21 protein-coding genes are annotated in these 18091 nt (G+C 44.5%); 13 read left to right on the top strand and 8 right to left on the bottom strand.

The features are described from left to right. Positions 1-48: 48 nt before the first annotated feature. Positions 49-735: an MCP four helix bundle domain-containing protein gene (locus GXP69_RS13725; RefSeq protein WP_163915660.1), complete on the bottom strand. Its 687-nt coding sequence runs from the start codon at positions 733-735 to the stop codon at positions 49-51. A gap of 182 nt (positions 736-917) precedes the next feature. On the opposite strand from GXP69_RS13725, the gene GXP69_RS13730 reads away from it, so the two are divergent. The 7 genes from GXP69_RS13730 to GXP69_RS13760 all read left to right on the top strand — a co-directional run bounded on the left by GXP69_RS13730 (position 918) and on the right by GXP69_RS13760 (position 7485). Next, positions 918-1634 (top strand): peptidase-C39 like family protein, encoded by a 717-nt coding sequence (locus GXP69_RS13730; RefSeq protein ID WP_163915661.1) that lies wholly within the window; start codon positions 918-920, stop codon positions 1632-1634. Between the two features lie 9 nt (positions 1635-1643). Then, positions 1644-3116, top strand: coding sequence for a RimK family protein (locus tag GXP69_RS13735; protein WP_163915662.1), 1473 nt, complete (start codon positions 1644-1646; stop codon positions 3114-3116). Next, a complete protein-coding gene (locus GXP69_RS13740; RefSeq protein WP_163915663.1) occupies positions 3109-4368 on the top strand; it encodes a carboxylate-amine ligase in 1260 nt (419 codons plus the stop codon). Before GXP69_RS13735 ends, GXP69_RS13740 begins: the two co-directional genes overlap by 8 nt. Beyond that, positions 4362-5090, top strand: a complete 729-nt coding sequence (locus GXP69_RS13745) for an N-formylglutamate amidohydrolase (RefSeq protein WP_163915664.1) — start codon at positions 4362-4364, stop codon at positions 5088-5090. Before GXP69_RS13740 ends, GXP69_RS13745 begins: the two co-directional genes overlap by 7 nt. Positions 5091-5418: 328 nt before the next feature. Further along, complete coding sequence (locus tag GXP69_RS19095) at positions 5419-6015, top strand: YqaE/Pmp3 family membrane protein (RefSeq protein WP_235925729.1); 597 nt, start codon at positions 5419-5421, stop codon at positions 6013-6015. A 162-nt stretch (positions 6016-6177) separates the two neighbouring features. Continuing rightward, a complete protein-coding gene (locus GXP69_RS13755; RefSeq protein WP_163915665.1) occupies positions 6178-7101 on the top strand; it encodes a DnaJ C-terminal domain-containing protein in 924 nt (307 codons plus the stop codon). 27 nt (positions 7102-7128) lie between these two features. Continuing rightward, on the top strand, positions 7129-7485 hold the full coding sequence (locus GXP69_RS13760; RefSeq protein ID WP_163915666.1) for a hypothetical protein: 357 nt from the start codon (positions 7129-7131) through the stop codon (positions 7483-7485). On the opposite strand, the gene GXP69_RS13765 is transcribed toward GXP69_RS13760, so the two are convergent. Next, a complete protein-coding gene (locus GXP69_RS13765; RefSeq protein ID WP_163915667.1) occupies positions 7460-8227 on the bottom strand; it encodes a pseudouridine synthase in 768 nt (255 codons plus the stop codon). The two genes, GXP69_RS13760 and GXP69_RS13765, sit on opposite strands and share 26 nt — an antisense overlap. Before the next feature lie 195 nt (positions 8228-8422). On the opposite strand from GXP69_RS13765, the gene GXP69_RS13770 reads away from it, so the two are divergent. Further along, complete coding sequence (locus tag GXP69_RS13770) at positions 8423-8623, top strand: hypothetical protein (RefSeq protein WP_163915668.1); 201 nt, start codon at positions 8423-8425, stop codon at positions 8621-8623. A 1-nt stretch (position 8624) separates the two neighbouring features. Here the strand turns inward: GXP69_RS13770 and GXP69_RS13775 are convergent, their stop codons facing one another. Further along, a complete protein-coding gene (locus tag GXP69_RS13775) occupies positions 8625-8885 on the bottom strand; it encodes a hypothetical protein (protein WP_163915669.1) in 261 nt (86 codons plus the stop codon). Between the two features lie 172 nt (positions 8886-9057). Between GXP69_RS13775 and GXP69_RS13780 the strand changes: the two genes are divergently transcribed. The 5 genes from GXP69_RS13780 to GXP69_RS13800 all read left to right on the top strand — a co-directional run bounded on the left by GXP69_RS13780 (position 9058) and on the right by GXP69_RS13800 (position 12332). Beyond that, positions 9058-9483, top strand: a complete 426-nt coding sequence (locus GXP69_RS13780) for a hypothetical protein (protein WP_163915670.1) — start codon at positions 9058-9060, stop codon at positions 9481-9483. A gap of 121 nt (positions 9484-9604) precedes the next feature. Then, complete coding sequence (locus GXP69_RS13785) at positions 9605-9880, top strand: GIY-YIG nuclease family protein (protein WP_163915671.1); 276 nt, start codon at positions 9605-9607, stop codon at positions 9878-9880. 98 nt (positions 9881-9978) lie between these two features. Further along, a complete protein-coding gene (locus GXP69_RS13790) occupies positions 9979-10977 on the top strand; it encodes a cation diffusion facilitator family transporter (protein WP_163915672.1) in 999 nt (332 codons plus the stop codon). A gap of 200 nt (positions 10978-11177) precedes the next feature. Next, on the top strand, positions 11178-11849 hold the full coding sequence (gene msrA, locus GXP69_RS13795) for a peptide-methionine (S)-S-oxide reductase MsrA (protein ID WP_163915673.1): 672 nt from the start codon (positions 11178-11180) through the stop codon (positions 11847-11849). 75 nt (positions 11850-11924) lie between these two features. Then, positions 11925-12332 carry a phage holin family protein gene (locus tag GXP69_RS13800; RefSeq protein WP_204282038.1) on the top strand — a complete coding sequence of 136 codons (408 nt, stop codon included), beginning with the start codon at positions 11925-11927 and terminating at the stop codon, positions 12330-12332. Between the two features lie 63 nt (positions 12333-12395). On the opposite strand, the gene GXP69_RS13805 is transcribed toward GXP69_RS13800, so the two are convergent. The 5 genes from GXP69_RS13805 to GXP69_RS13825 all read right to left on the bottom strand — a co-directional run bounded on the left by GXP69_RS13805 (position 12396) and on the right by GXP69_RS13825 (position 18053). Next, positions 12396-12656: a TFIIB-type zinc ribbon-containing protein gene (locus GXP69_RS13805; protein ID WP_163915674.1), complete on the bottom strand. Its 261-nt coding sequence runs from the start codon at positions 12654-12656 to the stop codon at positions 12396-12398. Between the two features lie 415 nt (positions 12657-13071). Continuing rightward, positions 13072-14202, bottom strand: a complete 1131-nt coding sequence (locus tag GXP69_RS13810; RefSeq protein ID WP_163915675.1) for a tetratricopeptide repeat protein — start codon at positions 14200-14202, stop codon at positions 13072-13074. A 72-nt stretch (positions 14203-14274) separates the two neighbouring features. After that, positions 14275-16824 carry a DNA gyrase subunit A gene (gyrA, locus tag GXP69_RS13815; protein ID WP_163915676.1) on the bottom strand — a complete coding sequence of 850 codons (2550 nt, stop codon included), beginning with the start codon at positions 16822-16824 and terminating at the stop codon, positions 14275-14277. An 81-nt stretch (positions 16825-16905) separates the two neighbouring features. Further along, positions 16906-17148 carry a hypothetical protein gene (locus GXP69_RS13820; protein WP_163915677.1) on the bottom strand — a complete coding sequence of 81 codons (243 nt, stop codon included), beginning with the start codon at positions 17146-17148 and terminating at the stop codon, positions 16906-16908. Between the two features lie 134 nt (positions 17149-17282). Continuing rightward, positions 17283-18053, bottom strand: a complete 771-nt coding sequence (locus tag GXP69_RS13825) for an SDR family oxidoreductase (RefSeq protein WP_163915678.1) — start codon at positions 18051-18053, stop codon at positions 17283-17285. Positions 18054-18091 lie beyond the last annotated feature (38 nt).

Raw genomic sequence — 18091 nt, forward strand, 5'->3', positions numbered from 1 at the left:
TCGCTATGGTTGAAATTAAAACTATAGTTTGATGCTCAGTAATAGATTCTAATTCAGGTTATATTTCTGAGTTTTGATATTATTGAGTTTTCGCGACGTTTGCAGCAAGGTACCAACTATAAGTGCAATAACTACCGCCAGGGCAATAACAGAGTAGGAGACAACCTTTAACATCATGACACTTCGGTTTGCGGATTGGTATAGTTCCTGGCCCACATCGCCCTGCACTTTTATAAGCTGGTGTAGCGGGTCCAGCAATCCCTGAAAAGCAGACTGGCCATCGGTACGATACAGTTTACGGGCTTCAGCTTTGTTGCCCTGTGCACTTAAAGCTAAAATCCGGTCCTGTACTTGCACTAGTTCAGCAAACCGGGTTTTATAGTTTGCGAGGTTTTCCTTTTCGCTCTCAACCAAATAAGTTTGCTCATATTTTAATACCACTGAGTCGATAACCGTGGTATTTGCAACTATAAGCTGTTGCAGGCTGTCGTGGGAGGATGCCTGAGTAGCTAAAACATGTTCTTCAAGCAGCATGCGGTTCTGGTAATAGCGTTCCAGAATTTCAGAAATATCAAGCGAAGGCACAAGGCGGTCCTGGTAAACTGACTGAAACTGCTTGCCTACCTGCTCCATACTATAGCTTACCACCCAGTTGGCCAGTATAATCACCACAAAAACAGCTGCAAAGGCAAGCGATACCTTGTTCCGTTGATTTATTCCAAAGCTCCAACTCATCTTGTTTTTATTAATCCCTCACTCTAAATATAATTAAATCAGTCATTTATTATAGTTAGCTAGTAAACAAATTGTTCCATTCTGCTTTTAACCGCTACTTATTCTTAGGAATCTACCAAAACTTATAGTTGCTGCAGCGTATAACATGCACACTGTTATCGTTCACATTAAGGCAATAACCCGTGATTCCGATCAAGATTCATACGCAGCCAGACGACTCCACCTGCGGGCCTACCAGCCTGCATGCGGTTTACCGGTATTTTAAAGATCCGATACCGCTGAGTGAAGTGATAAAGGAAGTGCCTTATCTGGATGAAGGCGGAACCCTGGAAGTGCTGCTGGCCTGCCATGCCCTGAAACGTGGCTACAAGGCTACCATTTTTACCTATAACCTGCACGTGTTCGACCCAACCTGGTTTGAGCTTAGTAACGAAGAGATTATAGAGAAACTGGAACAGCAACTGCTGGTTAAAAAAGGGAAGAAACTGGAGCGTGCAGCCCGCGCATACATAGAGTTTCTGGAGCTGGGCGGCGAACTGCGCTGCGAAGACCTGACCATCGACCTGATGAGCAGTTTTTTTGATGACGGCGTGCCGATGCTTACCGGCCTAAGTGCCACTTATCTGTACCGCAGTGCCCGCGAGTACGCCGACGATGCCGGAAACTCAGTTTACGACGATGTACATGGTTACCCGATGGGGCATTTTGTAGTTCTGTGCGGTTTTACCGAAGACCTGAAGCGCATTATAGTTGCCGACCCTTACCAGGAGAACCCATATTTCCAGAATAACTATTACGAAGTTGGCCTGTCGCATTTGCTCAGCTCTATTTTGCTGGGTATGTCCACCTTCGATGCTAACCTTTTGGCCATAGAGCCCATGAACCCCAATACAGATTAACACCCGAACATGCGAAAAATAGTAGTAGTGGATTACCCTAAAGACTGGGGGCCCAAGATTGAGGACGTAGAAGTAGTGGATGCCCAGACTTATCTGACCGATGCTACTTACACAGATATAAAAAACGCCCGGATTTTTAACCTTTGCCGCAGCTATAAGTACCAGAGCGCCGGTTACTATGTGTCGTTGCTGGCCGAGGCACGCGGGCACAAGCCTATCCCGAGCGTTACAACCATGCAAGACCTAAAAAGTCCGACTATAGTTCGTGCCATAACCGTAGAAATTAACGAACTGGTACAGAAAAGCCTTGCCAGTATACGCTCTAAAAGTTTTACACTAAGTATTTACTTCGGGCAGAATGTGGCTTTAAAGTATGAAAAACTCTGCAAACAGTTACACGACCTGTTTCAGGCCCCATTGCTAAAAGCTCAGTTTGTTTTTAAAGATGAATGGGTACTTCAGAGCATTAGCCCAATCCCTGTAAATGAAATTCCGGAACACCATTGGCGCTATGTGATAAAGTTTGCGAAAGCCTATTTTGCACGCCATCGGTTCGCCGGCGCACGCATTACCCGCAAAACCTACGACCTGGCCATTCTGGTAGATCCGAACGAAAAAGAACCGCCTTCAGACAAGAGAGCCATTCATCAGTTTGTTGAGGCAGCCGAAGCACAAGGGTTTTATGTTGAGCTGATCACCAAGGACGATTACAGGCGTTTGGCAGAGTTTGATGCTCTGTTTATTCGTGAAACCACTTCTGTAAACCACCACACGTATAAGTTCGCACGTAAAGCCTATGCCGATGGACTGGTCGTAATCGACGACCCGGTTTCTATACTGCGTTGCACAAACAAAGTATACCTGGCCGAGCTCCTTACCAAGGCTAAAGTACCGATTCCAAAGTCTATGATCATCCATAAAGACAACCGGGAAATGGTGGAGCAGGAGCTGGGCCTGCCTTGTGTACTGAAGAAACCTGACAGCTCATTCTCGCAGGGGGTAGTTAAAGCCAAAGACCGCAAGAGCCTTGATAAAGAGCTGGACAAAATGCTGGCCGATTCGGAGCTGATCATAGGGCAGGAGTTTACACCCACTGATTTTGACTGGCGCATTGGCATTTTAGATAAACAGCCACTATATGCCTGCCGTTACTACATGGCAAAAGGGCATTGGCAGATCTATAACTGGAACGGCCAAAAACACCAGCAAACCGAAGGCGATGCAGACACTGTACCATTCGAGGAAGTGCCTTTTCATGTGTTGCACACCGCCCTGAAGGCTGCAAACCTGATAGGCGACGGCTTGTACGGTGTAGACCTGAAAGAAATAGACGGAAAAGCCTACGTAATTGAAGTAAATGATAACCCAAGTATAGATTCAGGTTGTGAAGACAAAATTTTAAAGAAAGACCTATATGCTGCTATCATCAAATCCATTAAACGAAGAATCGATAATCATAAAAACATCCGAACCGATGGATAGCCAACCCAAACGCACCCTGCACCTGTTTAAAGGCTTCGGCATAGAGCTCGAGTACATGATCGTGAGCAAAACCGATCTACGTGTACTACCTATTACAGATAAGCTGATCTATGATGAAGTAGGGAAATATGTATCGGATGTTGAGTTTGGTGATATTGCCTGGAGCAACGAGCTGGTGCTGCATGTGGTAGAACTGAAAACACAGGGACCGGCAAAATCGCTGGAAGGGTTGTGTAGTAAATTTCAGGAGCATATAAGAAAGATAAACCAGATGCTCGAAAAGCATGATGCCATGTTGTTGCCGACCGGTGCACACCCGCTCATGAACCCAGATACCGATACCAAACTATGGCCACACGAGCACAATGCTGTTTATGAGGCCTATAACCGTATTTTCAATTGCAAAGGCCACGGCTGGGCGAACCTGCAGAGCACACACATCAACTTGCCGTTCGCAGACGATGAAGAATTTGCCAAGCTGCATGCCGCTATACGTATGGTGTTGCCTGTGCTGCCCGCTCTAAGTGCCTCATCGCCTATACTCGATGGTAAAGCTACCGGCATGTTTGATACCCGGCTGGATGTGTATCGTAAAAACCAGCTCAAAATTCCGAGTATAACTGGTAAAGTGATTCCGGAGCCTGTCTTCAGCAAAAAGGATTATGAAGAGCAGATACTGCAACGCATGTATCATGATGTTGCGCCTTACGACCCGGAAGGAACATTGCAGGAAGAATTTCTGAACTCACGTGGTGCCATTGCCCGCTTCGAGCGCAATACCATCGAAATACGCTTGCTCGATATACAGGAAAGCCCAGTGGCAGACCTGGCTATTGCGCAGGCAACGGTAGCTGTGCTACAGGCGCTGATTGCAGAGCGCTGGGTTAACCTGGAAAAATTGAAGCAGTTCGACGAAAACAGGCTGGCCGACATTTTGGAGAATGTGATCGAGCACGGACAGGAAGCTATTATCAGAGATCTGGAATTCCTGAGCTGCTTTGGCTTTAAATGCACCGACAACTGCACTGCAGGTGAACTATGGCGCCATTTAGCGGCAGAATGCGTTGTGCTGGAAGAGCAGCCAGACGTACAGCATGCGTTAAATGTAATCCTATCGAGAGGCAACCTGGCAAAGCGCATTTTAGAGGCAACTTCGCAGAACCCGGATAAGCAAACTATAGTAAAGGTCTACTCCCAACTGGCTACCTGCCTGCATAAAGGGGGCGTATTCTTACCTGAAAAACCATGCTAAAACTATTGCTTACGTGCGAACATGCCGGTAACCAGATTCCGGAAGCATATGCTTCCTGGTTTGCTGGACAAGATGAGTTGTTAGAGTCGCATAGTGGGTATGATATTGGTGCACTTGAACTATACAAGGCGCTGGAGCCGCTGGCTGATAAATCTTTCTACTCAGAAACTTCGCGCTTGCTGGTAGAATTAAACCGGTCGTTGCACCATGCCAAATTGTTTTCCGACATAACCCGCGAACTGAGCGACGATGACAAATCCCTTATCCTGAAAGACCATTACTTCCCGTACCGCGACGATGTAGAACAACTGGTACATGATTTTGTGATGGCGGGAAGACAGGTGCTGCACGTGGCTGTACACACCTTTACCCCGGAGTTAAACGGCGAAATACGCGAAGCCGATATCGGACTGCTCTACGACCCGAAACGAAAACTGGAACAAACTTTCTGTCGCCACTGGAAGCAGGAGTTTCAGGAAAAAAACAGCTCCCTGCTGGTACGATTCAATTACCCTTATTTAGGCATTTCAGATGGTTTCCCGACTTACCTGCGCCGCAAGTTCACTGATGAGCAATACATAGGGATAGAGCTGGAAGTGAACCAGAAATTTGCCTTAGGCGACAAAGCTACCTGGCAGAAGGTAATGAATGCAGTGTATACATCGCTGGAGGCTACACTCAAACATTACCGCCCAGAGCTTTCGGATAAGGATGAACTATAGTATTGTTTTACATTTGCCGAACCGAACTATAGTTGGCAGTCCGAACAAACTGCTTCACAAGCTGCTTCTGAAATTATGATCCTATAAAACTATAGTTCGATAGATAGAAATAAAGCTATAGTTGCAGTACCATTTTGCTTTACCTTATGCAGGTTGCCTTATAATTTCAATTTATTATCGTTAATATAAAAACTGCTTTAAATGTAGTTTCAGTGGTAATTATTAAAACAAATTAAACTTATATATAGTATGACACTACATATAGATGATCTGGTGTAACATGTATGTCAGAGAACGTTTAATCATTTATTTCTTAACCCCTTAAACTATGAAAATCAGAAATTTACTTCAATTTGTTTTCGTTTTGATTGCCGGACAGTTCCTCTTTTCGTGTAGCTCAGCCAAATACTACGATTTTGCTGCACATAAACAGGCTCCTTACCACATCAACGAGAAAAAGGCACCAGCTGCTAAAGCCGATGAGACTCAAAACCTTGCATCTGTTGCTATTATAGAAGCCGAGAAAGAAGCAGAGAAGGCTGTAGCTCCTGAACCCGTACTGGAAGCATCTGTAGCGCCTCAGCCGATTGCAAAGCCAGTTAACATTGCTCCGGTTGCAGCTCCTTCCTCAGAAACCGAAAAAGTACTTTCCGAAGCTGAAACGCTGGAGCTTGTAAAAGAGCGACTGGCCACTATGACTAAAGCCGAGAAAAAGGAACTCAAGAAAGACCTGAAAGAAGCCATTAAACAAGGCGGTTCTCGCACGTCTATAGTTGAAATCATTCTGGCTGTGTTGTTACCACCACTGGCCGTGTTCCTGCACGATGGCATTGGTAATACCTTCTGGATCAGCCTTATTCTGACATTACTCTTCTGGCTGCCTGGTGTTATTTATGCCTTGCTCGTAGTCACGGACACAATCTAACGTTTCAAACATCGATATCTAAAAAAGCACCTCTCATAGGTGCTTTTTTTATTTGACTTGGCTTATAGTTTGCCGACAATGCCCAGATACAACCGACTGACAAAGCGCACGTTTCTATAACTGGTTTCATTCTGTATAACACCCTTATTTATTATCTGAACTATGGAGTACAAGGACTATTATAAAATACTGGGAGTTACTAAATCGGCATCGTCAGCTGAGATAAAGAAGGCTTACCGGTCGCTTGCTAAAAAATACCATCCTGATAAAACTAAAGGAGACCGCGCTGCCGAAGAGAAGTTTAAAGACATCAGTGAAGCATACGAAGTAATAGGGGATGAGGAAAAAAGAAAACAATACGATCAGTTAGGCGCTAACTGGCGCCAGTACCAGCAGACCGGGCAAGGTGGTCAATATTATGGCGGCCAACCAGGCGGAGGGTTTAGTGGCTTTGAAGACGCCGATATGTTCGGCGGTGGTTTTTCTGATTTCTTTAAACAGTTTTTCGGCGGTGATTTCTCACAGCAGGGCAGCGGCAGGAGAGGGCAAAGCCAGCCAAAAGGAAACGACTACGAGGCTGAAATGGAAATTACGCTGCAGGAAGCGTATCATGGCACATCCAGGCTATTGAACCTCCATAACCAGCAGTTACGCATTTCTACCAAACCAGGCGTAGTAGATGGGCAGGTGTTACGCATTAAAGGCAAAGGCGCTCCGGCGGCAAGAGGTGGCGCGCCCGGCGATCTGTACATCAAGGTAACGATAAAACCAGATCCAAATTTCGAACGCAAGGGCAACGATCTGCATACTACCTTAGCACTGGATATGTACACGGCCATACTTGGCGGCGATGCGCAAGTGCAAACCCTTACAGGGCAGCTTAAACTGAAAATCCCGGAAGGCACACAACCTGATAAAATATTGCGGCTGCGAGGCAAAGGAATGCCCCTGTATGGAAAACCCGACCAGCACGGAGACCTTTACGTAAAGATAACCATAACGCTGCCAAGCCATTTGAGTGCAGAAGAGCGTGACTTGTTTTTGAAACTTAAAGAACTGCAGCAGACTAAAACAACTGCGCGATAGTTATACCTGTAAACAGCCATAGCCACTATGTTAGCAACCTTAGATCAGATATTGTACCATAGCCGGATAGACGGCTTTCTGGAAAGCATAGCAGAACGCAATTTAACGTATTATGCCAGCGACCTGCTGGATAAGCATGCCTGCCGTAGCCGGGAAGAGCTAAGTGAAGCTGTTAAAAGAGCCACCGACGTATGCAGTTGCATGCATCTGCCGCTTCAGGAAAATATAAAAGCAGTATACAGGTCGCAGGATGGCCAGGTGATGCAGGATTGGCGTTTATCGCCGGTAGCGTACATGCTGCTGCTGATAAATTCTGATGCCAGCAACCAGGTAGTGGCCCAACTGCAACTGGAGCTGATTAAGCGGGCGTTACATCAGGAGTAACTATTTCAGAAAGTTCCGGATACAATACCTGGTGTTTTGCAAGCGAAGTCAGCCAGTTAAACCGGGCGCACATTCGGGTTATAGTTGGCGAGAGCGGTGCTTTTACCAGAACTTCTTGGCCTGTGTATGGATGCTTAAATTGTAGCTCAGCCCCGTGCAGCAGCATATGCGGGCAGTTCAACTCTTCCAAAAACATCTTGTTGTGGCGCCAGTCGCCGTGCTTTTTATCACCAACAATATAGTGCCTGATATGAGCGAAATGTTTCCGGATTTGGTGCATGCGGCCGGTTTCAGGTTTAACCTGCACCAGACTATAGCGTGCTGTGGCGTACCGGCCTACCGGTATAGGTAATTCTATAGTTGCCAGCCGCGCATAATGTGTTACGGCATCCTGGGGCAATTTATGCTGATGGTCTTTATCTGGCCGTATGGGGTTGTCTATAGTTGCAGCATCAGGTGTGTAGCCTCTAACTATAGCATAATACACTTTGCCAGTCTCACGCTCTTCAAACTGTTGCACAAGCGGAGCAGCTGCCTCCGGAGATTTTGCAAAAAGCAGAACACCAGAGGTGCCACGATCAAGGCGATGAACCGGGTAAACTTTCTGGTTAAGCTGGTCGCGGAGCATCTGCAAGGCAAACTCTTTTTTCTCTTCCGCAATTCGTGTACGATGCACCAGCAAGCCATGTGGCTTATTAATAGCTACATAGTACTCGTCTTCATAAATAATATCTAAACCCATAGTCCTCCTCTGAACTGCAAAAATAAGCTTAACACACCAACTATAAAATTTACATACAAACTATAGTTTGATGCTTATTCTATACAAATGTCCGTATCTCTAAACTATAGTTAATCGGCAGACGGGCTATAAATAAATTTCTATAGTTGATACCGACAATAAACTGTTAACTATCTTTACAAGCAAACAGAAAAGATGGCATTAGCATTTAATAACCTGCGCAAAGGCAATAAATACAGGCTTCAGAACCACGGCGAAGTTTTTGAATTTGTGGTGACAGATATAATGGAAGGAGAGAAGTTTCTGCTAAAAGACCTGCATACCCTGGATAAATACGAACTTCAGGATTTGCTGCGCTATGGCAAAGGCAAAGACTACGACCTGAACGAACTATAGATTAACCTCTGCTTACTTTGCCTTTCAGGTCCCAGTGGCTTTTCATTATTTTCTGGCTGCCTGGTTGCCGTACAATGGTGCGTACATAGCGCTCGCCTGTTATAGCTCCATCTTCACGACGCACACCAATAAATAAGGTAACAGGTTCGCCTGCTTCATTGGTTATAAAGGTAATATCCTTGCCAAGCAGGCGCTCATTTATGCGGGAGTCTGGGCTGTAGATCTTTCCCAGATAGCTTTCTATTTTCTTACTTAAGGCCATGCGCAGGTATACGCAACCACTATTGTTGCAGATACTTGAATACGGACATACCCTGTATTTAAATTTAGCTTACCCGCGTTGCAAAAATGAATTAGAATTAGTGTTGCAAAATTGTATCTTATTAAGATAAATCTTAGTATTGACTTTATAAGAAAACCTGTGCAATAACTACATGGAACACATTCTGCAACATGAGCATCTTTCAACTCCGGCAACAGCCGATTTCCTGAAACTATACAGATGTTCAAATGAGCAGATTCTGTTCGCTGACTGGTCTGGCGTGCTTGATGCAGGCAGAGCAAGGCTAGGTTGCACAACGATACTGGATACCTTAAAAGAGCATAAGTTCAGCAAAATTCTGAATAATAACACGCGTGTTACAGGGCATTATCCTGGTGCTATAGAATGGGTAGGCAAGGTTTGGTTCCCGGAAATGAATGCACTTGGCATACGCTATTTTGCATGGGTTTATTCACCAGCTTTTTACACGCAAATCGGTATTGATGAGATTATAAGTTTAAGCTCGAAAGTTGAGATACAGACTTTTTATGATGTACTGGAGGCCTGGCAATGGCTGATGGATAAGCCTGATTTATAATTAAGCAAATTTATAATTTTTTCGAGTATTGTCTGAGGCAGCTTTTTCGTTCATAGTATAGCACCTTTATTAGGAACGTAGCAGTATATCCTACGTATAGCTATACATAAATATAATTGCTATGCAAGACAATAACAACCACTACTTTGTATACATTTTTGGCGGTGAGCCGGGAAACAATCTGCAGATTGGCACAGCCGGAGACCTGCATCAGTACATGCAAAACAATCAGCAACGGGAAACCAGACCACGCAAGCTTGTATACTATGAGCACTATAACATGGAAGCGATGGCACTCGCCCGCGAAAAACACATCAGAGAAAGCAGCCAGAACGACAACATGCGCCTGATCGAATCTATGAATCCTAACTGGCTGGATTTAAGCGACCTGCTGTAAACTATAATTAGCGTTTAAATCTTTTCCAGTCCTGCTAAATGACCGGGAGGCAGGTATTTTTCGTATCTTTGTGCCTGTAATCAGCAGCTTTCCAACAGATGCTCCCAAACGCAACCCGGCTTCGCGATAATATCAGGATACAGATTTTTGTTGTACTGGTAGGCGTAGTGCTTCTGGTCGCAAAGTTTGTCGCCTATTTTCTGACAAACTCAAACGCGATCTTAACAGATGCCCTGGAATCCATTATAAACGTGGTGGCCGGAGGGTTTTCACTCTATAGTTTGGTCCTGTCAGCGCGCCCCCGCGACGAAAACCACCCATATGGGCATGGTAAGATAGAGTTTATCGCAGCCACCTTCGAAGGCTCCCTGATACTGGTGGCCGGCAGCGTGATCATTTTTAAATCGGTCTACAACATTTTTGAGCCACAGGCGCTTTCCAAACTGGACGTGGGTATTTTACTTACTGCCATAAGCGGGTTTGTAAACTATGCGGTCGGGTATTTTACGGTGCGCCGTGGGCAGCAAATCAATTCCCTGATTTTAACTGCCGGTGGCAAACACCTGAAAACCGATGCTTATTCCACAGCCGGTATTCTGATCGGGTTGGTGCTGATCTACTTTACAGGAATGGTATGGCTCGACAGCGTGGTAGCTATAGTTTTCGGTGGCCTGATCTGCTATACCGGATACAAAATTGTGCGCTCTTCGGTTGCGGGCATTATGGATGAAGCCGACTATGAACTGTTGAGACGTATCGTTAAAGTGCTCAATGAAAACCGCCGCGAAAACTGGATCGATATTCATAACCTGCGGGTAATTAAATACGGATCAACGCTTCACATTGACTGTCATCTTACGGTGCCCTGGTACCTGAACGTACTGGAAGCGCATGACGAGGTGGAAGCAGTCGGAGCCCTTATCCGCGACAAAATCGACCCTGCTATCGAACTTTTCATACATACAGATCCATGCATCGAAGCTTCGTGCCACATCTGCAGCAAAGCGGATTGCCAGGTACGCATTCATGCTTTTAAAGAGCGTGTAGAATGGGATTTTGAGAAAGTAATATCCGACCGTAAACACAGTCTGCACTAAAGTTTAAGAGTTCGAGGGTTTGTGAGTTTAGGAGTTGCTTATGGCTGAACTTAAGTTATAGTTGTGAAGAGACCTGTGGTAATTTCTAAGCTAACTATAAACACTGCATTATTTAGCCTGTTCTATTACAGAACCGTAAAATATTGTAGTACTGTAGTTATTAAACTCTCTGATTTCTAAAATCTAAAACTAGTCAGGCCATGTCTGTTTACCATTTCATCCTTTTTCCACTTATCTTTTTGCTTGGCGGCTGCTCGCAGCCGGATACTACAACTGGAACTGAAGTATTGCAGCAAAACAATGCACAAGCAGTACCTGATACAGCTGGTCTGGCTAAAGCTACCTTTGCAGGCGGATGTTTCTGGTGTACTGAAGCGTATTTTGAGCGATTAGTAGGAGTAGAGGCTGTCATTTCAGGGTATGTAGGAGGGAAGGAGGAACACCCGACTTACGAGCAGGTAAGTAATGGAAGAACCGGGCATGCCGAAGGTGTACAGGTATATTACCACCCGGACCAAATAAGCTATGCCGAGTTAGTAGAAATATTTTTCGCGACACATGATCCGACTACGCTTAACAGGCAGGGGCCAGATGTTGGGAAGCAGTATCGCTCGGCTATTTTTTATCGTACACCAGCCGAGAAAAAAATGATAGATGAGCAGATAAAGAAGTTAAATGCTTCCGGAAAGTATAAAAATAAAATAGTAACACAGGTAGAGCCGTTCCGCAAATTCTGGCCCGCAGAAGCTTATCATCAGGATTATTATGCACTAAACCCTGGCGACATTTACGTGCTACGCGTGGCAAAACCAAAAGTACAGAAGTTTGAAAAAGCATATGCCGGCAAATTAAAACCTGCATACCGGAAATAGAAGCTGGTTTAATCGTTTTAGTCTTTAATTGCGTAATATGATGATAGGAACATATTATGATAAAACAATAAGACTATGATTGACTTTATTATTAACCTTATAGTTACAGCCGCTGTTATTCTGATCATGTCGTATGCCATGTCGAGCGTGCATGTAAAAAGCTTTGGGACAGCACTTTGGGTTGCTTTTCTGACCGCAATATTCACGGCTACCATAGGCTGGATATTGGGAGGCTTATTAAACCTGGTAACGTTTTTCCTGCTCGAAGCGATTGTAGGGCTTATCGTTACAGCACTGATGCTAAAATTGGTTGATAAACTGGTAGGTAACTTCAAACTAGATGGGTTTTTACCGGCACTTATCATTGCAATTGCGGTTGCCATAGCACTGGCTATAGTTGGTTGGCTACGCGGAGAAGGCAGAGATGATTACGCTTTAATAAAGCCAGGAGACAAGATAGAAGTAGTCCGAACTATAGTTTAAGAAATACTTACGAAAAAAGCCTGGGCAGTATGTTTGCTCAGGCTTTTTTATTGTTTTTTCATGTTAGAAATCAAACAGATCGCTCAGGAATGATTCCTTTTTCTTGTGCGGATGCTTTTTCTCACGGCCATATTTATCGTAACCATAACGCTTGTAATCAGCATCATAGTTTTCGCGTTTAGAATAATGGTCGCCTGAGCGCTCTATAATTTTCTCTAATTCACCGCGATCAAGCCAAATACCACGGCAACTTGGACAGTAATCGATCTCAACACCATTTTTATCGCTCATCAGCAGGGTTTCGTTGCAATTCGGACATTTCATAAAGTAGATAGCTTAGTTTATAGTTGTATAGTTAAACATAAGTAAGTTTAAGCACTCAACCACAAACAGTCCGACAAAAGCATTCTAGAGCACGACAAACGGTTTATCGATAAATAAATGAAAGACAAAGAAGATGTAAACATGTAATTATGTTGTCATAAGTATGAAACTGACAGATGTTGGTTTGTAGTTGCTGTTCCGTAAATTTCTCTGTCTATTTAACATAAAGTATATTATCAGTGACACTTATTTTAGATCGTATAAATCAGTCTTATAATTTATATTATGTTAAGTAGTATGTTTAGCAACTCATATTCATGGGTTAAAACTATAGTCTAGATTACACTCCTAACCAATTCAGAATAATAAAAAAAGGAAGCCTTTTGAGCTTCCTTTTCTGTAGTAGCGTTAAAACTTATTTCAGTTTCTGATTCATACGCTCAGCATCAGCTGTACGCTTCAGTCTTGTATAAACTGCCAACAGGTTTCTAATAGTTGCCTGGTCTTCCGGCTGTATCTGGTGAGCTTTTTCAAAGTATGGTAAAGATGCTTCGAAATGCTTCTTAGCCTGCGCTTCTAAGGCTTTACCACGCTTCTGGTATGTTGCGTAGTCCATTTTAGCAGCTCTGTTATTTACTTCAGTACCTTTGTTATACTCTAAAACCGCAAGGTTAAAGTAAGCATCAAAGTTTTTTGGATCTACTTCAATGGCTTTCTGATAGCTCTTATAAGCAGCATCCAGATCACCTTTTTTCTCCTGCAGGTTACCTAATACAGCATAAAGGCTGGCATTGTTTGGATCCTTTTCAATGGCTTTCTCCAGTTTAACCATTGCCTCATCAGCACGGTTATTTTTCAGGTAGTAGCGCAGTTCTTCCTGCATCAGGAATACACTGTTCGGATAGGCTTTCAGGGCTTCGGCAAGTGCAGTCATTACCTGCTCATCAGAAGCTTCTGTTTCCTGCAATAATTGGATCTTAGTTTTGTATGCATCTTCATCCGCATTGCCAGAAGCAATTAACTTGTCTGTAAAGTTAATCGCCTTGCCATAATCCTGCTTGTTAATAGCTGCATAAGTACCATATTTTAAAGCAGTTGTATCGCCTGGCTTAACTTTAAGGGTTAACTCATAGTTAGCAATGGCCTTGTCCCAATCCTGCGCGTTGTGAGCTTCTATGGCCTGGTTCAGTACCTGAGCATAAAGCATCTCCATACGCTCTGGCACTTGCTTGCCATACTGTCCGTCTTTACCATCCAGCTGTATAGTTTTGTTATAAGCCTCCAGCACAATTTCAGGAGTTTTATCAGTAGCTAATTTACCATATACCGGGTGGCCAATCATGTCCTGATAAACCATACCACGGGTAAACCATGTTTTAGCTTTATCCTTTGTTTTATCGTTCGCGATGGCTTTGTCAATCTCAGTCTGTGCTTTATCTAATGTACCATTCTTGTGGTTAAGGATGGCACTGTTCACAGCCGAGTTCTGAGCGCTTGCTACTGAAATAGTAGCAGCAGCCAGTGCGGTTAAGAGTACTTTTTTCATGCTCGTTTATGAAGGTTTGTGTTTGTAATTTAACGTTTACTAACTATAAATAAATTCATGTTAATCAACTTATTAGGCTTCTTCAGTCTGCTCAGGGTCGATCATGGTATCAGGCTGAAGTGTTTCCTCCGGATCAAGTTCTGACTGCTGCATTACTACCTCTTCAAGCTCTTCTTCATTCTCCATCTCTACTTTCGCTACAGATGAGATTTGGTCGCCCTCGTTCAGCTTAATCAGTCGCACGCCTTGTGTTGCGCGGCCAATTACCCTGATATCTGCTACTTTTAGCCTGATTGTAATACCGGAACGGTTAATGATCATCAGGTCATCTGTATCTGTTACGCCTTTAATAGCAACCAGTTTACCTGTTTTGTCGGTTACATTCAGGGTTTTAACACCTTTACCGCCGCGGTTCGTAATACGGTATTCTTCTAATAAAGATCGTTTACCAAATCCGTTCTCTGATACAACCAGTAGCTCTGTTTCCGGACTTTCTACACAAACCATACCAACTACTTTGTCATCTGGTCCGGCCAAGGTTACGCCGCGCACACCAGCTGCATTACGGCCCATTGGACGCACCTGCGATTCATTAAAGCGGATTGCCCTCCCCGACTCCAGCGCAATTATAATTTCGCTGTTGCCTGTAGTTAACTGCACATCCAGCAAACGGTCGCCTTCGTTTATAGTTATGGCGTTGATACCGTTTGTTCTTGGGCGTGAATAAGCTTCTAGTACCGTTTTCTTGATCGTACCTTGCTCTGTACAGAAAACCAGGTTGTGATTAAGTACAAAGTCCTGATTCTTAAGATCGTGCACATTCAGTACAGCACGTACTTTATCTTCGCGCTCTATTTGTATCAGGTTCTGGATAGCACGGCCTTTTGACGTTTTGCTACCTTCCGGAATCTCGTATACTTTAAGCCAGAACACACGGCCAAATTCTGTAAAGAACAGCATGTGATTATGCGTGCTTGCAATGAACAGGTGCTCTGTAAAGTCGCTTTCCTTAGATGCTGCAACCCCTCTGGATCCGATTCCACCACGGCTCTGGCTACGGTACTCGTTAAGCGATGTACGCTTAATGTACCCTTCGTGCGAAATCGTAATCACCATGTTCTCTTCCGGGATCATATCCTCATAAGAGATATCTCCTGTGCTGGCTTCTATAGTTGTACGACGTGTATCGCCATAACGCTCTTTGATTTCAGCCAGTTCGTCTTTAATGATCTGCATACGCAGGTCTTCATCGTTCAGTACAGAGGTCAGGTAATCGATCAGTTGCATAATTTCCTGGTACTCTGCCTGTATTTTGTCGCGCTCCAAACCTGTAAGGCGCTGCAGACGCATATCAAGTATTGCACGGGCCTGTATTTCGGTTAAGCTGAAGCGCTCCATCAAGCCATTACGGGCAATCTCAGGATCTCTTGATGAACGGATCAGGTTGATTACTTCATCCAGGTTATCCAGGGCAATCAACAAGCCTTCCAGGATGTGCGCGCGTTTTCTGGCTTCATCGAGTTCGAACTGCGTTCTGCGTACAACTACCTCATGACGGTGCTCCACAAAATGGTGGATCAGTTCTTTCAGGTTCAGCGTCATCGGGCGACCTTTTACCAGGGCCACGTTGTTTACACCAAACGAAGACTGCAGCGCCGTGTACTTGTACAGGTTGTTCAATACCACATTCGGTATAGCATCCCGTTTCAGGTCATACACAATACGAAGACCATCACGGTCAGATTCATCGCGCAGGTCGGCTATGCCTTCTATTTTCTTCTCGTTAACAAGGGCTGCTGTTTTTTCAATCAGCGTTGCCTTGTTCACCATGTAAGGGATCTCTGTTACAATAATCTGTTCCTTACCCGACGGTGTGGTCTCAAAGTTAGCGCGGGCACGCATCAGTACACGGCCACGACCGGTTTCGAAAGCAGATTTAACGCCATCGTAGCCATGTATAATACCTCCGGTCGGGAAATCCGGCGCGGTAATGTACTGCATTAGCTCGGCAATGGTAATATCACGGTTATCGATGTATGCGTTGATCCCATTGATAACTTCGGTAAGGTTATGCGGTGCCATGTTTGTGGCCATACCTACTGCAATACCCGATGTTCCGTTTACCAGCAGGTTCGGGAATTTAGCCGGCATTACGCTTGGCTCTTTCAGGGAGTCATCGAAGTTCGGAACAAAGTCAACTGTGTTCTTGTCCAGGTCACCCAACAACTCATCAGCGATACGCTTTAAACGGGCTTCGGTGTAACGCATGGCAGCCGGCGAGTCACCGTCAATGGAGCCATAGTTACCCTGGCCATCTACCAGCGGGTAGCGCAACGACCACTCCTGTGCCATACGCACCATCGTGTCGTATACAGAAGAGTCGCCGTGCGGGTGGTATTTACCAAGCACCTCTCCTACTATCCTGGCAGACTTTTTATATGGTTTATTATACGATACCCCCAGTTCAGACATACCATACAGTACACGGCGGTGCACTGGTTTCAGGCCATCACGAACATCGGGTAAGGCTCTCGAAATGATAACAGACATTGAATAGTCGATATACGCGCCGCGCATTTCGTCTTCAATGTTGATTGGTATTATTCTTTCGCCTTCATTCATGTTTCGAAGTATAAAAATTAGTTTTAGTTACAAACGGTATATTCTGGCAATTTAGCAAAAATAGCGGTTAGGCTATATAAGCTAATTCTTATTTTTGCTCTTGTCCTTTTCGTTCTTCACCTGCTTTGTCTTCTGTCTTGGCAGTTTTTCCCCATATTTCAGGTTCTGTTTTTTCCAGATCGGAACACCCCTGTACTCTCCCTCACCGTGCGGGTGCACCATGCGTATATGGCACTGCTCAATTGGGCAGGCTGGCCGGCAAGAGAAAAAGGACACAGAAAACAGGAAGATGAGTAAGCGCGGAAAGATACGGTGTAGTGTCATTTTGTTGGGTTTTAGAGAACAACGGTTTTCTTGCCGCGCCTCTTATCCTAAACATACAAATTTACACATTTTTACGCAGAATAACCAGCATTTAAACTATAGTTTTACACCTTTCAGAGGCTTAAAAATGCTATTTATTGCGGATGAAATCCGTTAATTGTAAAACCTCCGTCTACAGCTATAGTTTGTCCTGTAATATAGTTGGCTGCAGGCATGCAGAGAAAAGCCACAGCAGCAGCCACATCTTCGGGTTCTCCTATTTTTCTGGCCGGTGTTCTGCCGATCACGTTGTTATAAAATGCTTCATTTTTCAGCACTGTTTCGGCTAGTGGTGTTCGTATGTACCAGGGGGCAACTGCATTTACCCGTATCCCATCCGAAGCCCATTCTGCGGCAAGGTTGCGTGTGAGCTGTGTCAGCGCTGCTTTGGTCATGCCATAGATGCTGCCAGTACGCACATGTGTTAATCCTGCCACAGAAGTTACATGCACAATGCTTCCCTTTCCTGATTTAGCCAGTAAAGGATAAAACAGGCGGTTCAACTCATATGCTGAGCGTAAGTTTGTGTTCATGATGAAATCGTATTCATCAGAACTATAGTCTGCGGTTGGTTTGCGGATGTTGGTGCCAACGTTGTTTACGAGTATATCCAGAGAACCCCAGTTTTGCTGCACCCATGCATAAAGGTCTGTACGTCCATCCGGGGTGCTTACATCTGCAACCAGCGTGTGCAGTTGCTTTGGAAAGCTCTCAGCAAGCTGTTGCAGTACTTCAGGATTGCGTGCTACTGCCAACACTTCAGCTCCCATATCAGTCAGCTCTTTTACCGTTGCTTCTCCGATCCCTTTAGAGCCCCCTGTAACTATAGCTCTGAAGCCTGCAAGCGACCATCTGTTTTGTATCATAAAAAGATGAATTTTTTATTTTAAATGTTATATTTACT

The organism is Pontibacter burrus, assembly GCF_010686685.1.
GTDB lineage: Bacteria > Bacteroidota > Bacteroidia > Cytophagales > Hymenobacteraceae > Pontibacter > Pontibacter burrus.

What these genes read in the sequence shown, in the direction of transcription:
- GXP69_RS13725 (WP_163915660.1), bottom strand. Translation starts at nt 735, where the DNA reads ATGAGTTGGAGCTTTGGAATAAATCAACGGAACAAGGTATCGCTTGCC.
- GXP69_RS13735 (WP_163915662.1), top strand. Translation starts at nt 1,644, where the DNA reads ATGCGAAAAATAGTAGTAGTGGATTACCCTAAAGACTGGGGGCCCAAG.
- GXP69_RS13740 (WP_163915663.1), top strand. Translation starts at nt 3,109, where the DNA reads ATGGATAGCCAACCCAAACGCACCCTGCACCTGTTTAAAGGCTTCGGC.
- GXP69_RS13745 (WP_163915664.1), top strand. Translation starts at nt 4,362, where the DNA reads ATGCTAAAACTATTGCTTACGTGCGAACATGCCGGTAACCAGATTCCG.
- GXP69_RS19095 (WP_235925729.1), top strand. Translation starts at nt 5,419, where the DNA reads ATGAAAATCAGAAATTTACTTCAATTTGTTTTCGTTTTGATTGCCGGA.
- GXP69_RS13755 (WP_163915665.1), top strand. Translation starts at nt 6,178, where the DNA reads ATGGAGTACAAGGACTATTATAAAATACTGGGAGTTACTAAATCGGCA.
- GXP69_RS13760 (WP_163915666.1), top strand. Translation starts at nt 7,129, where the DNA reads ATGTTAGCAACCTTAGATCAGATATTGTACCATAGCCGGATAGACGGC.
- GXP69_RS13765 (WP_163915667.1), bottom strand. Translation starts at nt 8,227, where the DNA reads ATGGGTTTAGATATTATTTATGAAGACGAGTACTATGTAGCTATTAAT.
- GXP69_RS13770 (WP_163915668.1), top strand. Translation starts at nt 8,423, where the DNA reads ATGGCATTAGCATTTAATAACCTGCGCAAAGGCAATAAATACAGGCTT.
- GXP69_RS13775 (WP_163915669.1), bottom strand. Translation starts at nt 8,885, where the DNA reads ATGGCCTTAAGTAAGAAAATAGAAAGCTATCTGGGAAAGATCTACAGC.
- GXP69_RS13780 (WP_163915670.1), top strand. Translation starts at nt 9,058, where the DNA reads ATGGAACACATTCTGCAACATGAGCATCTTTCAACTCCGGCAACAGCC.
- GXP69_RS13785 (WP_163915671.1), top strand. Translation starts at nt 9,605, where the DNA reads ATGCAAGACAATAACAACCACTACTTTGTATACATTTTTGGCGGTGAG.
- GXP69_RS13790 (WP_163915672.1), top strand. Translation starts at nt 9,979, where the DNA reads ATGCTCCCAAACGCAACCCGGCTTCGCGATAATATCAGGATACAGATT.
- msrA (WP_163915673.1), top strand. Translation starts at nt 11,178, where the DNA reads ATGTCTGTTTACCATTTCATCCTTTTTCCACTTATCTTTTTGCTTGGC.
- GXP69_RS13800 (WP_204282038.1), top strand. Translation starts at nt 11,925, where the DNA reads ATGATTGACTTTATTATTAACCTTATAGTTACAGCCGCTGTTATTCTG.
- GXP69_RS13805 (WP_163915674.1), bottom strand. Translation starts at nt 12,656, where the DNA reads ATGAAATGTCCGAATTGCAACGAAACCCTGCTGATGAGCGATAAAAAT.
- GXP69_RS13810 (WP_163915675.1), bottom strand. Translation starts at nt 14,202, where the DNA reads ATGAAAAAAGTACTCTTAACCGCACTGGCTGCTGCTACTATTTCAGTA.
- gyrA (WP_163915676.1), bottom strand. Translation starts at nt 16,824, where the DNA reads ATGAATGAAGGCGAAAGAATAATACCAATCAACATTGAAGACGAAATG.
- GXP69_RS13820 (WP_163915677.1), bottom strand. Translation starts at nt 17,148, where the DNA reads ATGACACTACACCGTATCTTTCCGCGCTTACTCATCTTCCTGTTTTCT.
- GXP69_RS13825 (WP_163915678.1), bottom strand. Translation starts at nt 18,053, where the DNA reads ATGATACAAAACAGATGGTCGCTTGCAGGCTTCAGAGCTATAGTTACA.